Raw genomic sequence first — 14,093 nt, forward strand, 5'->3', positions numbered from 1 at the left:
AAAAACCGTAGTGTTGCCGATTACACCATGGGGAATCACGACGCTCCATTGAAGTGGCGTTGTGCCCTAACAGACTACCTTACGGGCCGGGGATCGGAATAATCGGGTTGTGGCGCTGTAGCGAGGTTGGGCAATGGTGTTGTGGGTGGTTGGTGCGCGCTGGGGCGCTGCGGTGGGTGGCAGGCCCGGTGGTGCTGGCCGGGGGCATCGGCGGCTAGGCTTTAAGGCATGGTGAAACGACGCATGACGGGCCGCCAGCGGCGCGAACAGCTGCTGGCTGTGGGGCGGGCGGCTTTCGCTGAGCTAGGTTTCGATGGGGCTAGCGTCGAGGAGATCGCGGCGCGGGCTGGGGTCTCGAAGCCGGTGGTCTACGAACATTTCGGGGGCAAGGAAGGCATCTACGCCGTCGTTGTGGATCGGGAGATGGTGGCGCTGGAGGGCGTCATTACAGAGGCGATCGACCACGGCAGCTGGCGGGAGCGCATTGAGCAGGCCGCGCTCGCGCTGCTGACCTACGTGGAGGAGGAGACCGACGGTTTCGTCATTCTGGTGCGGGATTCCAAGCCGGGCACGGAGCGCTCCTATGGGACGCTGCTGAATACGGCGGTTGGCCAGGTCAGCTATATACTGGGCCGGGCTTTCGCCCGCCGGGGGCTGGACGAGGAACTGGCGACGCTCTACGGCCAGGCGCTGGTTGGGATGGTCTCCACCACGGCGCTATGGTGGCTGGATGTACGCCAGCCGGACAAAGAGGTCGTGGCCGCGCATATTGTTAATTTGTGTTGGAATGGGCTCTCCGACATGCAAGCCCAGCCGAAGCTCGTCGCGCCGCCGGCCGGTGGCGCGGGGCAGACCCAGGAAGAGGAGAATTCATGACGGCAATGCTGGCCGGCCTGCTCAAGGTCGCTGCCTCCGATCCGAAGCTGAAAGGCCTGGCGGCCCAGGTGGGGGAGCGGGCCCTCCACATCACCGGCATTGACCAGGCGCGCCCCTGGGCGATCGGCACGCTGGCCAACCAGGCGCCGGTGCTGGTGGTCACCGCGACGGGCCGCGAGGCGGAGGATTTAAGCGCCGAACTGGCCGCCATGTTGGGCGACGCCGTGGCCTATTTCCCGGCCTGGGAGACACTGCCGCACGAGCGTCTAAGCCCCGGCGTGGATATCATCGGCCGCCGCGCGCAGGTCCTCGACCGGCTGGCACGCGGCGACGTGCGCGTGGTGGTCACCGCGGCGCGCGGTTTTAGCCAGCCCATCCTCAAGGATGTGGAAGGCCGCGCGCCGATCCACTTCGCGGAGGAGGAAGAGCACGACCTTACTGCGCTCGTGGAGGCCCTGGACTTTAAGGCCTACCGCCACGTGGACATGGTCGCCCGGAAGGGCGAATACGCCATCCGCGGCGGGATCCTGGACGTCTACCCGACGACGCTGGATTACCCCGTGCGCGTGGAGTTCTGGGGCGACGAGATCACTGATATCCGGAAGTTCTCCGTGGCCGATCAGCGCACCATCCCCGAGATCGAGGTCGGCGCCGTCGACGTCTATCCCGCCCGCGAGCTGCCCGTGACTGACGCGGTCGCGCAGCGGGCCGGGGAGCTGGCCCAGAAGCACCCGGGCAACCCCGCCCTGGTGGAGCTGCTGACCAAGCTGGGCGAGAAGATCCCCGCCGACGGCATGGAGGCGCTCCTGCCGGCGCTCAGCGATGCCCCGATGGTCCCCCTGACCGACTTCCTGGACGCGGGCGCCCACGTGGTCCTCGTGGCGCCGGAGAAGATCCGCACGCGCATCTCTGACCTCGTCGACACGGACGCGGAGTTCATGGCCGCCGGCTGGGAGGCCGCCGCCGTGGGCGCCGACGGCCCGCTGGCCACGGAGGGCCTCGACCTGTCCGCGGCCAGCTTCCGCGACTACGACGAGCTCTCGGACCTGGTCACCGACTCCGGGCGCCCGCTGTGGACCTTTGCGCCGCCCGGCATGTTCGCCGCCGACGAGGCGCAGACCCTGCCGCTGGAGTTCGAGCCCGGCCCGACCCCGCGCGGGGATCTCAAGGCCATTGACCAGATGATGGCCGAGCTGCTGGCCCACACCCAGGCCGGCGGCCGCGCGGCTTTTATCGCGCCCGCCCACGGCGCCATCAAACGCATGGTCGACCGCTTCGCCGAGAAGGGGATCCCCACCGAGGTCGCCACCCCGGGCTGGGAGCCCAGCCCCGGCAAGGTCACCCTGTACCAGGCGCTCAGCCACGCCGGGCTGGTCTTCCCCAAGGTGCGCAAGCTCAAGGACGCGGAGGCCCTGCCGCTGGTCGTCATCACGGAAACCGACCTGACCGGTAACCGTGTGGGCGATATCGCCGGTGCCAAGCGCCGCCCGGCCAAGCGCCGCAACAAGGTCGATCCCCTGGCGCTGAAGCAGGGCGATTTCGTCGTGCACGAAACCCACGGCATCGGCCGCTTCCTCAAGATGGCCGAGCGCACCATCAAGGCCGGGGACGAGACCTCGCGGCGCGAGTACATCGTGCTGGAATACGCCGCTTCCAAGCGCGGCCAGCCGGCGGATCAGCTGTGGGTGCCCATGGACTCGCTGGACCTGCTGAGCAAGTACACCGGCGGCGAGGCCCCGAAGCTGTCCAAGATGGGCGGCTCGGACTGGAAGAACACCAAGAAGAAAGCCCGGGCCGCCGTGCGCGAAATCGCCGGCGAGTTGGTGCAGCTCTACGCCAAGCGCCAGGCCGCGCCCGGACACGCCTTCGCGGAGGACTCGCCCTGGCAGCAGGAGATGGAAGACAACTTCCCCTTCGTGGAGACCGAGGACCAGATGCTGGCCATCGATGCCGTCAAGCACGACATGGAATCCACCGTGCCGATGGATCGCGTCGTGGTGGGCGATGTGGGCTACGGCAAGACCGAGGTCGCCGTGCGCGCGGCCTTCAAGGCCGTCCAAGACGACAAGCAGGTCGCTGTCCTCGTGCCGACCACGCTGCTGGCCCAGCAGCACTACAACACCTTCGCGGAACGCATGGCGGGCTTCCCGCTGGAAATCCGGGTGCTTTCCCGCTTTACCACCCAGAAGGAGGCCAAGGAGATCATCTCCGGCCTGGCGGAGGGCACGGTCGACATCGTCATCGGCACCCACCGCCTGCTGCAGACGGGCGTGTACTGGAAGCAGCTGGGGCTCATCATCGTGGACGAGGAGCAGCGCTTCGGCGTCGAGCATAAGGAGCACATCAAGGCGCTCAAGGCCTCGGTCGACGTGCTGACGATGTCCGCCACCCCTATCCCGCGCACCCTGGAGATGTCCATGGCCGGCATCCGCGAGATGTCCACCATCCTCACCCCGCCGGAGGACCGGCACCCGGTGCTGACCTACGTCGGCGCCTACGAGGACAAGCAGGTCGCCGCCGCCATCCGGCGCGAGCTGCTGCGCGATGGCCAGACCTTTTTCATCCACAACAAGGTCGCGGACATCGAAAAGAAGGCGCGTGAAATCCGCGAGCTCGTGCCGGAGGCCCGCGTGGTCGTCGCCCACGGGCAGATGCCCGAGGAAGTCCTGGAAAAGACCGTGCAGGGCTTCTGGGACCGCGAGTACGACGTGCTGGTGTGCACGACCATCGTCGAGACCGGCCTGGACATCGCCAACGCCAACACCCTGATCGTGGAAAACGCCCACCACATGGGCCTGTCCCAGCTGCACCAGCTGCGCGGCCGCGTGGGGCGCTCCCGCGAGCGCGGTTACGCCTACTTCCTCTACCCGAAGGGTGCGACACTCAGCGAGACCAGCTACGACCGCCTGGCCACCATCGCCCAGAACAACGACCTGGGCGCCGGCATGGCCGTGGCGATGAAGGACCTGGAGATGCGCGGCGCCGGCAACGTGCTGGGCGCCCAGCAGTCCGGGCACATCGCCGGGGTCGGCTTCGACCTCTACGTGCGCCTGGTGGGCGAGGCCGTGGAGACCTTCAAGGCCCTGGCCAAGGGCGAGACCCCGCAGGTTACCGACGAGGCCCCGAAGGAAATCCGCATCGATCTGCCGGTGGACGCCCACATCCCGGAGCGCTACATCAACTCCGAGCGCCTGCGCCTGGAGGTCTACCGCAAGCTCGCGGCCTCCCAGGACGATAAGGACCTGCGCGCCGTGCGAGAGGAGATGGAGGACCGCTTCGGGCCCGTGCCCACCGAGGTCCTGCGCCTGCTGGCCGTCGCACGGCTGCGCCACCAGGCGCGCCGGGCGGGGATCTCCGACGTCACGGTGCAGGGCACCCGCCTGAAGTTCCACCCGGTCGAGCTGCCTGATTCCAAGCAGGTGCGCCTCAAGCGCCTGTACCCGGGGTCGAATTACCGCGCCGCGGCCCAGGCTCTTCAGGTGCCTTTCCCGAAGGCGGGGCGGAACGTTACCTCGCCGCAGCTGCGCGATACCGAGCTGGTCCAGTGGGTGGCCGATTTCATCTCCGCCATGTTCGACGTGGACAAGATCGACGTCACCGGCGACGACCCGGGCAAGCCGAAACCGAAGGACAAGAAGAACGTCATTTCGGTGGGACAGTAGCCGCGCTCGCCGCCTACGCGGCACGCTTCCCCCGTCAGACTATTTAGTTTGGCGGGGGGGTAAGTTTTTCCCTTAATGAAAATTGGCACCATGAGCAGGGCGTGCAGTAGATCACTTTAAGTCATTAATAGTGTTATCGGGCATAACATTGGGTAAAATTGGGCTCGGCCCTGGTTCGCCTCAGGAACTACTTGGGTGGGTCCACACCACGCGGTGTTAACACTGTTCTTCGCAGGTTTCGCACGTGGGGTAGGGCCCTAGCGTGGCCCCTTCGCCACTTCTACGCTGCTGGTTAAGGCACTTGCGCCGGTACGTATGACATCCAGTCGAAGATGCCACGGGTTGACTAGTTCAAGTGGACTGCCTGGGGCAGTGAGCAACGTAGAAAGGAACCAACCGCCATGTCAGATCAATTCCGCGCCGCGGTGGTCGAAGAATTCGGCCCACGGCTTAACCTCGAAGACGTTGACCTGCCGGAGCCCGGCCGCAACCAAGCGCTGGTCAAGAACATCGCCTCGGGCATCTGCCACACCGACGTCCACGCCGCCGGCGGCGACTGGCCCGTCAAGCCGGAGCCGCCCTTCGTGCCTGGACACGAGGGCGTCGGCGAGGTCGTCAAGCTGGGGCCGGGCGAGCACGACGTCAAGGTAGGCGACATCGTGGGCAACGTGTGGCTCTGGTCCGCGTGTGGCACCTGCGAGTACTGCCGTACCGGCCGGGAAACCCTGTGTAACGAGGCCGAATACGGCGGCTACACCGTGGATGGCTCGTTTGGCCAGTACATGCTGGTCGACACCCGCTACTGCGCGCGCATCCCGGAAGGCGCCGATCCCATCGAGGTAGCCCCCATCCTGTGCGCCGGCGTGACGGTCTACAAGGGCCTCAAGGAGGCTGAGACCAAGCCGGGTCAGTTCATGGTGATTTCCGGAATCGGCGGCCTCGGCCACGTGGCCGTGCAGTACGCCGTGGCCATGGGCATGCGCGTTATCGCGGTGGACATCGCGGACGACAAGCTCGAGCTCGCCAAGAAGCACGGCGCCGAGTTCGCGGTCAACGCCAAGGACCAGGATCCGGCTCAGGCCGTGGAGGAATACACCCAGGGCGGCGCCCACGGCGTGCTCGTGACCGCGGTCCACCCGCAGGCCTTCGGTCAGGCCATCGGCATGGCGCGCAAGGGCGGCACCATCGTCTTCAACGGCCTTCCCCCGGGAGACTTCCCGGCGCCGATCTTCGACATCGTCTTCAAGGGCCTGACCATCCGCGGATCCTTGGTCGGTACGCGTCAGGACCTGGAAGAGGCGCTGGACTTCTACGCCCGCGGCAAGATCAAGCCGACCGTCACCGAGGTCAAGCTGGATGACGTCAACGACGTCTTCGATGGCCTCATCAACGGCGGCGTGGACGGCCGACGGGTTATCCGCTACTAGCCGCGCCCTGAGCGCTAGCTGCTAGCTAGCCCGCGAAAACCCACCGAAAAAGCCCGGTTGCTGCATTGAGAGCAACCGGGCTTTGCCGCGTGCCTGGGCCGTGTGGTCTTTAAAGCGGCGCTGCTAGCTCAGGGTGAGCGAGCCGGTGCTTAGCCCCCAGATGGCAATGGCGGCGCCGATGGTCACGACGACGACCACGCCCCACTCGAAGGCGTTGAAGACGCGCTCGCGCTTGTACAGACGGGTGCCGACGTAGGGAATCATGCCCGGGATGACCGCCAGAGCTCCCAAGAGTACGTAGACCGGATCGGCGGCGTAGATGAGCCAGACCGAGTAGATGAAGGCCACCAGCGCGATGGCGAAGTGGCGGCGGTTGTCCCGGCGACCGACCTCGGGCCCGGAGATATCGAAACGCACCCCGGCGTGCGGGTGGTTCAGGCCCTTGCCGCGCACCGTGAGCAAGAGCAGATAGAACGCGGAGAAGATATAGGGCAGCAGGTACATGATGGTCGCCAGCTGCACCATGGCGTTGTAGGAGGTCTCGTTCAGGTAGAAGATGATGATGAAGACCTGGATGACCGAGGTGGAAATCAGCTGCGCGGCCCAGGGGGCGCCGGCTACGTTGACGGTGCCAATGCGGCGGGGGATGAGGCCATCGATAGCCATCATCACGATGGGCTCAGCGCACAGCATCTGCCAGGAGACATAAGCGCCCAGCACGGACAGGCACAGGCCTAGGGAGATGAGCGCGCCGCCCCACGGGCCGACCACGGCGGTAAGAACCGAGGCCATGGAGTTGTCCGGCAGCGCGGCGAGCTCTTCCTGGCTCAGCACGCCGAAAGATAGCGTGGATACGGACACCAGCAGGGCGAGGACGGAGAAGAAGCCGACGACCGTCGCGCGGCCGACGTCGCCGCGGGTGCGGGCCTGCTTGGAGTAGACGGACGCGCCCTCCACGCCGATGAAGACCCAGACGGTAAACAGCATGATGCCCTGGACCTGCTCGAACAGGCTGGCTTCGGAGGCCCGGCCCCAGAAGTCGAAGGTGAACTTGTCCCAGCTGAACCCGAGGAAGGCGACCAGGACGATGAAGGCCAGGATGGGGACCAGCTTGGCCACGGTGGTTACCAGGTTCATGAAGGCAGCCTGCTGGATGCCGCGGGCTAGCACGGCGAAGATGAGCCACGTCATGGCCGAAACGGCCAGGGCGGAGGTCCACTGGTGGTCCGCGTTGAAGAACGGGATGTAGTGGCCGACAGTGTTGAAGAAGAGGGTGGCGTAGCCGACCTGCGCCATGACAGAGCCGAGCCAGTAGCCCCAGCCGGAGGTGAAGCCGATGAAATCGCCCAGGCCGGCGCGCACGTAGGAATACACCCCGGAGTCGAGGTTGGGCTTGCGGTGCGCCAGGATTTGGAAGACGAAGGCGACTGACAGCATGCCGACGCCGGCGATGAGCCAGCCGATGAGCATGGCGCCCGGGCCGGCCACGGAGGCGATGTTTTGCGGCAGGGAGAAGATGCCCGCGCCCACCGTGGAGCCGATAATGAGCGCTACCAGCGTCCATAGCGTCACGGAGTGGGAGCGGCCCGTCGCTGCCACCACCGGGGAATCTTGATTAGTCACCCGTTAAAACTATCGTGTATACCGCCCGCAAGGGAATTCAGCGAAGACGACCCCCTATACTCGGGGTCTATGACTGTCCTGCTGCTCGATGAACGTTGGCCCACCCTGATCCCCATGCAGGCGCACGGCCGGCTTGCCGGCCCGGTGTCTTTCACCAGCGAAGTTCCCGTGAAGGTGCGGTGGAATTTCTCCGATCTGGTAACCGGGGAAACGCCCGAGGGCCTGCTGGTGACCACCGACGACAACGACCCGGAGGCCCGACGCCGGATTGCGGCGGGCGAGGCGGTCATCGAGGCGGAGTCGCGGCAGGACCCGGTCGGCCAGGCGCAGCGCGTGATGACGCGGGCGTTGCACATCGGGGAGTGGGAGCGGGCGCAAACGCACACCAGCCTGCTGCCGTATCTGGAGGAAGAATCCGCCGAATTCGCCGAGGCGGTGCGCTCCGGCGCCGCGGAAGCAGAGCTCTGCGCCGAGCTAGGCGACGTCTTCCTGCAGGTGCTCTTCCATGCCGAGATCGCCAGCCGCCGGGGTGCTTTCGAATTCGCGGACGTGGCGGCCAGCTTCGTGAACAAGATGCGCCAGCGCAGCCCCTACCTCTTCGACGGCACACGCACGGTCGTGCCGAGCGAAGAGCAGGAGCGTCTCTGGCGGGAGGGCAAGGCGCGCAGCCGTCGCTCCTAGCTGCTCAGTTCTTCTGAGCAGTTTTCTTTAGGCGCCCTGGCGCAGGGTGGAGGACAGCAGCGGGAGGTAGTCGCCCAGCTGGGAGGACAGGCCGGTGCCGCCGGTCAGCAGGGTGTCCTGCTTAACGATGCCGCACTCCAGGGCGCGGTCGGCGGTCTCACCGGCGAACTTGGTGGCGGCCAGCTGAATGGGCGAGAAGGTCTGGCCGTTGGGGTTGAGCTCGCGCAGGTTGCGCGAGAGCTGGTTGCGGGTGGTCTCCGGGGTCAGCAGCTCGCCGGAGGTGGTGGCATCGATAGCGTGCAGGGTGGTGCGCAGGGTGTTGCAGTCGGCGCCCTTGATGAGCTGGGATCCCAGATCCAGGATGGACGGGGCGGCCTGGGCCGCCGGGGCCAGGGCCAGGGTCAAAGCGGTGGCTGCCGCGGTCGCAGCGGCGGTAAGGCGAGAACGCATGAGAAAAGTCCTTTGGGGTGAGAAGAGAGGTTAAGGAAAGGGCCAGGGCCCGGCAGCTGGCCGGGTAGAGCCCAGATAGAACATAGCCGAGAAGTTGTTACAAAAGTTAAAAGAGTGACAAATGTTGCAAATTTGTGACCCTTTCCGCCGGTCGCGGCGCCCTCATGTCGCAGTTCGCCCCGGGCGATAGCAGGCCGGTAGGATATGACCTCGTGACTCAACGGACGGGCAAGATGGCACTGAGGGGATGCGGCTGCGCCGCGGTCCTCGCCATCGTGCTGATCGTCGCGCTGGTGGGCTGGTCACTGTCCTTTTTGGGGGCGCCCTCGCCCGTACGCAAGCTCGACCCAGTGCCGGACAACGTTCCGCCGCAATCCCCGGCAGAAGTCGCCGACATCAACGTCCACGCCCCAGGGCGCACCGCGGACAAGTTGACCTACTGGGCCCAGGATCTGTCCGAGCAGACTGGGATCCCCGCCCAGGCGCTGCGCGCCTACGGCAACGCAGAGCTTATCGCCCGGGATTCCTGGCCGGGCTGTAACTTGCGCTGGAACACGCTGGCCGGCATCGGCTACGTGGAGACCCGGCACGGCACCTACTCGGGCAACTGGTTCAAACCGTCCTCGCTGGATAGCAACGGCTACCCGCAGCCGCCCATCGTCGGCATCAGCCTGGACGGGACCAACAACACGGCCGAAATCCCGGACACGGACAACGGCGAATTTGACGGCGATACCGAGTACGACCGGGCCGTCGGCCCCATGCAGTTCATCCCCGAGTCCTGGAAGCGCGTCGGGGTGGACGCCAACGGGGACGGACACCCGGACCCGAACCAGATCGACGACGCCGCGGCCGGGGCGGCGAAATTGTTGTGCTTGGACGGACGTGACCTTTCGCACGAACAGGGGTGGGTCGCTGGTGTGCTCGCCTACAACCAATCGGGGGAATACGTGCGGAAAGTCGCCGCTGCGGCCAATTCTTATGCCATTGGCCAACCGGCTACCAGCTAAGGCCAGCCCGGCACAGAAAGCGAATATGGCCACGCCGCGGGCAAGTTTTCGGTAAAAATGGAAGCTAGGTAGGCGTCCCATGTTTTCGGGGCGCGCCCACATCTAACCTCTAGAGGAGTGAATTTCTAGCATGGCCGATATCCTGCACGTATTCGCACGCGAAATCCTGGATTCCCGCGGCAACCCGACCGTGGAGGCGGAAGTTTTCCTGGATGACGGTGCCCACGGGCTCGCCGGCGTCCCGTCCGGTGCTTCCACCGGTGTCCACGAGGCCCACGAGCTGCGTGACGGCGACGACCGTTACCTGGGCAAGGGCGTGACCAAGGCGGTCGAGAACGTCAACGAGGAGATCGCTGATGAGCTGGCCGGCTTCGTGGCCGATGACCAGCGCCTGATCGACCAGGCCATGATTGACTTGGACGGCACCGAGAACAAGTCCCGCCTGGGCGCGAACGCCATCCTGGGCGTGTCGATCGCCGCCGCCAAGGCTGCCGCCGAGTCCGCCGCGCTGCCGCTGTACCGCTACGTCGGCGGCCCGAACGCGCACATCCTGCCGGTGCCGATGATGAACATCCTCAACGGCGGCGCCCACGCTGACTCCGGCGTGGACGTCCAGGAATTCATGATCGCCCCGCTGGACTTCGACTCCTTCGCCGAGGCCCTGCGCGCCGGCGCCGAGGTCTACCACGCCCTCAAGTCCGTGCTCAAGGACAAGGGCCTGTCCGCCGGTCTGGGCGACGAGGGCGGCTTCGCCCCGTCCGTCGGCTCCACCAAGGAGGCGCTCGACGTCATCGTGGAGGCCATCGAGAAGGCCGGCTTCACCCCGGGCAAGGACATCGCCCTGGCCCTCGACGTTGCCTCCTCCGAGTTCTACCAGGACGGCAAGTACCACTTCGAGGGTGGCGAGCACACCGCGGAGGAGATGTCCAAGGTCTACGAGGAGCTCATTGACGCTTACCCGATCGTCTCCATCGAGGATCCGCTGCAGGAAGACGACTGGGAGGGCTACACCGCCCTGACCGCCGCCATCGGCGAGAAGGTCCAGATTGTCGGCGACGACTTCTTCGTCACCAACCCGGCCCGCCTGCAGGAGGGCATCGACAAGAAGGCCGCCAACGCCCTGCTGGTCAAGGTCAACCAGATCGGCACCCTGACCGAGACCTTCGACGCCGTGGACCTGGCTCACCGCAACGGCTACCGCACCATGATGTCCCACCGCTCCGGCGAGACCGAGGACACCACCATCGCCGACCTGGCCGTCGCCCTGGGCTGCGGCCAGATCAAGACCGGTGCCCCGGCTCGCTCCGAGCGCGTGGCGAAGTACAACCAGCTGCTGCGCATTGAGCAGGAGCTGGGCGAGGCCGCCGTCTACGCCGGCCGCTCCGCCTTCCCGCGCTTCAACGGCTAAGCGCAGCTAAATTTTAAGTAACGGCCCCGGGTATTCCCCGGGGCCGTTACTCGTCTTGGGGCTTCGCCAGGCTCTGTGGGCGTGGTCTTAAACTGCGCCCCTTTTTTAACACTCGCCCCGCCGCGCCGCCGCTGCGCGATGGGGCGGTCACGCTAGGATAGTGGCCTATATGGCACGCGAGAAGAAAACCCCCAGCAAGCGGCGCACCACCGTACCGGTAGCGTCGCGCTCTGCGGGGCGCTCCGGCCGGTCCACCGCGCGCCCGCGGCCCAAGGCAAACCGGAAGCCGGACCGCCTCGACGTCGCCGGCTTTACCGTCATCGTCGCCGTGCTGGTGGTGGTGCTGGCCGCCATCGCCGTGCCGCTGCGCAACTTCTATCAGGGACGCTCCGAAATCGCGCGGCTGAACGAGTCCATCGCCGCGAAGGAAGCCGAAAAGGCGCAGCTGCAGGAAGAGATCGACCACTACCAGGACGAGGACTTCGTCAAGCAGGAAGCCCGCCGGCGCCTGGGAGTCATCGAACCGGGGGAGACCGCCTACCGAATCCTGGACCCGCAGATGAGCCCGGATCACTCGGTGACTACCGGCAAGGACGCCGTGGAAGAGGATCAGCCGTGGTACGCGGTGCTGTGGGACTCGCTCTCCGAGGGCGAAGAGCCGCGTTCGGTGGTTTCCGGTGGGCCGAAGGACACGGGAGCTAACCAGGACGAGACCTCCGAGGGGCCGGTCTCCTCGGCCGTGGAGGAGGCCATCGAGGAATCCCACAACTCCCCGGAGCAGCCGGATCCCGTGGACCAAGGCGCGGATTACGCGCCGCAGTAGCGCCCCGCGCTCACGCCGGTGGGGTGTTCGTGAGACAATAGCGTCTATGACCGTGACAGATAAGGACCTCGCCACCGTCGGCCAGCAACTGGGCCGTACTCCGCGGGGTGTGCTGGAAGTTTCCTACTACACCCCGGACGGCCAACCCGCCGTCATCAAGACCGCCCCCAAGCTGGAGGACGGTACCCCGTTTCCCACGCTGTACTACCTGACGGATCCCCGCCTGACCGCGGAGGCCTCCCGCCTCGAGGTCGCCCACGTCATGAAGTGGATGGAAGCGCGACTGGCTGACGATGCCGACTTGGCTTGCGACTACCGCGCCGCCCACGAGCACTACCTGGCCGAGCGCAACAAGATTGCCGACCTGGGCACTGATTTCTCCGGCGGCGGGATGCCCGACCGGGTCAAGTGCCTGCACGTTCTGATCGCCTACGCGCTGGCCGAAGGCCCCCAGCACTTCCGCCTGGGTACGGAGGCAGTGGCGCTGGCCGCCGAGCACGGCGAACTGCGCGGCAGCGCCATCCCGGCTGACTGGCCGAGCGTGGCCGACCTGGGCATCGATATGGAACAGTTCGACTTCTCCAATACCTAAAACTGGCCCATAACCTCCTCGTTTACCCGCTCGAACAACTCGCCTAAGGACACGACACCAGCATGACTCGCGTAGCAGCAATCGACTGCGGCACCAACTCCATCCGCCTGCTTATCTCCGATGTGCAGCCCGGCGGCAAAGTCAAGGATGTAACCCGGACTATGGAAATCATCCGCCTGGGCAAAGGCGTGGACGCGACCGGGGAAATCTCCCAGGAGGCTTTGGGCCGCGCCCGCAACGCGCTCGAGCAATTCGTCCAACAGATGAAATTCGAGCAGGTCAAGAAAGTGCGGATGGTCGCCACCTCGGCGACGCGCGATGCGAAGAACCAGCAGGAATTTTTCGACCTGACCGCGGAGCTCCTCGGCGAGATCGAACCCGGAGCCTGCGCGGAGGTCATCACCGGGGAAGAGGAGGCGCGGCTGTCCTTCAACGGCGCGGTTAGCGACTTGGCTCCGGAGCGCGCCCCGTTCTGTGTGATCGACTTGGGCGGCGGCTCCACGGAGTTCATCGTCGGCGATGAGGACGGCACCATCGACAGCTCGCACTCGGCACAGATGGGCTGCGTGCGCATCACCGAGCGCATCATGCCCTCCGACCCGCCCTCGGAGACCGAGATCGAAATCGCCAAGGACTTCGTCGCGGACAAGATGGAGGAAGTCTCCCGGCTCGTCAACGTCGATAAGGCCCAGACCTTCGTGGGCTGCGCAGGCACGTTTACCACCCTGTCGGCGCTGGCCCAGGGGCTGGAGCGCTACGACGCCGATGCGATCCACGGCACCGAGCTGCGCTTCGACGCCCTCCGCGTGCTTTTGGACCAGCTCATGCACACCCCGGCCGATGAGCGCGCTCTGAACCCGGTGATTCACCCGGGCCGTGCCGACGTCATCGGCGGCGGCTCAGTGGCGGTCGAGGGGATCATGAACCTCATCGAGGAGCACAACGATGCCCGCTCCTTCGTCGTCTCCGAAAAAGACATCCTCGACGGCATCATCGCTGGCCTGGTCGCCGGCATGGATACCTCAGACAGCTAGCCCTTCGCAACGGAGCCTAGGCAACGGGACTCAAGCAACCAGCCACGGGGACCGAGACCCGGTTTCCATCCCGGCCCTGTTGTGAATTAGACTCAATAGGGTTGCACAGCCCCTATAGCCCAATCGGCAGAGGCAGTTGACTTAAAATCAATTCAGTGTGGGTTCGAGTCCCACTGGGGGCACCACTACCAGCGGAAACACTCCGCCGGCACCACGGGAACCGCGCTTTCCGGCTCTAAAGTGTCCAAAAAGTGTCGAAAAATTGCGCAATTTTGATGGGGTAGCAGCCCTTCGCGCCCCTAGCCGAGCCAATCGCAAGAACCGGGGCTCCGCCTGTGGCGGGTGCCCCTGCGCGATAAAAGTTCCGCAGGTCGCAGAGCCGTTGCTCCCGCCAACTGGTTTTTCAAGTTGACAGCGCCGCAAATGTCCAGCATTGTTGACTTATCACGATTATGCCGCCCGCCCCTTGTCAGGGGCGTGCGGCCCTTTTTAATTTGTTTTTCCAGG

General features: G+C 65.6%; 11 protein-coding genes and 1 tRNA gene. 10 read left to right on the top strand and 2 right to left on the bottom strand.

Annotation, left to right across the window (positions count from 1 at the left end):
• Nucleotides 1–228 precede the first annotated feature (228 nt).
• The 3 genes from VVR85_RS03275 (at nt 229) to adhP (ending at nt 5,965) form a co-directional block, all read left to right on the top strand.
• Nucleotides 229–876, top strand: coding sequence for a TetR/AcrR family transcriptional regulator (locus VVR85_RS03275; protein ID WP_368519537.1), 648 nt, complete (start codon nt 229–231; stop codon nt 874–876).
• 5 nt (nt 877–881) lie between these two features.
• On the top strand, nt 882–4,538 hold the full coding sequence (gene mfd, locus VVR85_RS03280; RefSeq protein ID WP_368519786.1) for a transcription-repair coupling factor: 3,657 nt from the start codon (nt 882–884) through the stop codon (nt 4,536–4,538).
• A gap of 401 nt (nt 4,539–4,939) precedes the next feature.
• Nucleotides 4,940–5,965 (top strand): alcohol dehydrogenase AdhP, encoded by a 1,026-nt coding sequence (gene adhP, locus VVR85_RS03285; RefSeq protein WP_368519538.1) that lies wholly within the window; start codon nt 4,940–4,942, stop codon nt 5,963–5,965.
• A gap of 123 nt (nt 5,966–6,088) precedes the next feature.
• Here adhP and VVR85_RS03290 read toward each other — a convergent pair whose 3' ends face one another.
• Complete coding sequence (locus VVR85_RS03290) at nt 6,089–7,588, bottom strand: amino acid permease (protein ID WP_409338174.1); 1,500 nt, start codon at nt 7,586–7,588, stop codon at nt 6,089–6,091.
• Between the two features lie 69 nt (nt 7,589–7,657).
• On the opposite strand from VVR85_RS03290, the gene VVR85_RS03295 reads away from it, so the two are divergent.
• On the top strand, nt 7,658–8,269 hold the full coding sequence (locus tag VVR85_RS03295) for a MazG nucleotide pyrophosphohydrolase domain-containing protein (RefSeq protein WP_368519539.1): 612 nt from the start codon (nt 7,658–7,660) through the stop codon (nt 8,267–8,269).
• A 27-nt stretch (nt 8,270–8,296) separates the two neighbouring features.
• Here VVR85_RS03295 and VVR85_RS03300 read toward each other — a convergent pair whose 3' ends face one another.
• Nucleotides 8,297–8,719, bottom strand: a complete 423-nt coding sequence (locus VVR85_RS03300; protein ID WP_368519540.1) for a hypothetical protein — start codon at nt 8,717–8,719, stop codon at nt 8,297–8,299.
• A gap of 233 nt (nt 8,720–8,952) precedes the next feature.
• On the opposite strand from VVR85_RS03300, the gene VVR85_RS03305 reads away from it, so the two are divergent.
• The 6 genes from VVR85_RS03305 (at nt 8,953) to VVR85_RS03330 (ending at nt 13,771) form a co-directional block, all read left to right on the top strand.
• Nucleotides 8,953–9,729 (top strand): lytic transglycosylase domain-containing protein, encoded by a 777-nt coding sequence (locus tag VVR85_RS03305; RefSeq protein WP_368519788.1) that lies wholly within the window; start codon nt 8,953–8,955, stop codon nt 9,727–9,729.
• A 130-nt stretch (nt 9,730–9,859) separates the two neighbouring features.
• Nucleotides 9,860–11,137 (top strand): phosphopyruvate hydratase, encoded by a 1,278-nt coding sequence (eno, locus tag VVR85_RS03310; protein ID WP_368519541.1) that lies wholly within the window; start codon nt 9,860–9,862, stop codon nt 11,135–11,137.
• A gap of 169 nt (nt 11,138–11,306) precedes the next feature.
• Nucleotides 11,307–11,960 (top strand): septum formation initiator family protein, encoded by a 654-nt coding sequence (locus VVR85_RS03315; protein WP_368519542.1) that lies wholly within the window; start codon nt 11,307–11,309, stop codon nt 11,958–11,960.
• 46 nt (nt 11,961–12,006) lie between these two features.
• Nucleotides 12,007–12,552, top strand: a complete 546-nt coding sequence (locus VVR85_RS03320; RefSeq protein ID WP_368519543.1) for a DUF501 domain-containing protein — start codon at nt 12,007–12,009, stop codon at nt 12,550–12,552.
• Nucleotides 12,553–12,614: 62 nt separating this feature from the next.
• Complete coding sequence (locus VVR85_RS03325; RefSeq protein ID WP_368519544.1) at nt 12,615–13,586, top strand: exopolyphosphatase; 972 nt, start codon at nt 12,615–12,617, stop codon at nt 13,584–13,586.
• Between the two features lie 108 nt (nt 13,587–13,694).
• Nucleotides 13,695–13,771, top strand: a tRNA-Leu gene (locus VVR85_RS03330).
• Nucleotides 13,772–14,093: the final 322 nt, after the last annotated feature.

The organism is Corynebacterium sp. LK2590, from assembly GCF_040946105.1.
Taxonomy (GTDB): Bacteria; Actinomycetota; Actinomycetes; order Mycobacteriales; family Mycobacteriaceae; genus Corynebacterium.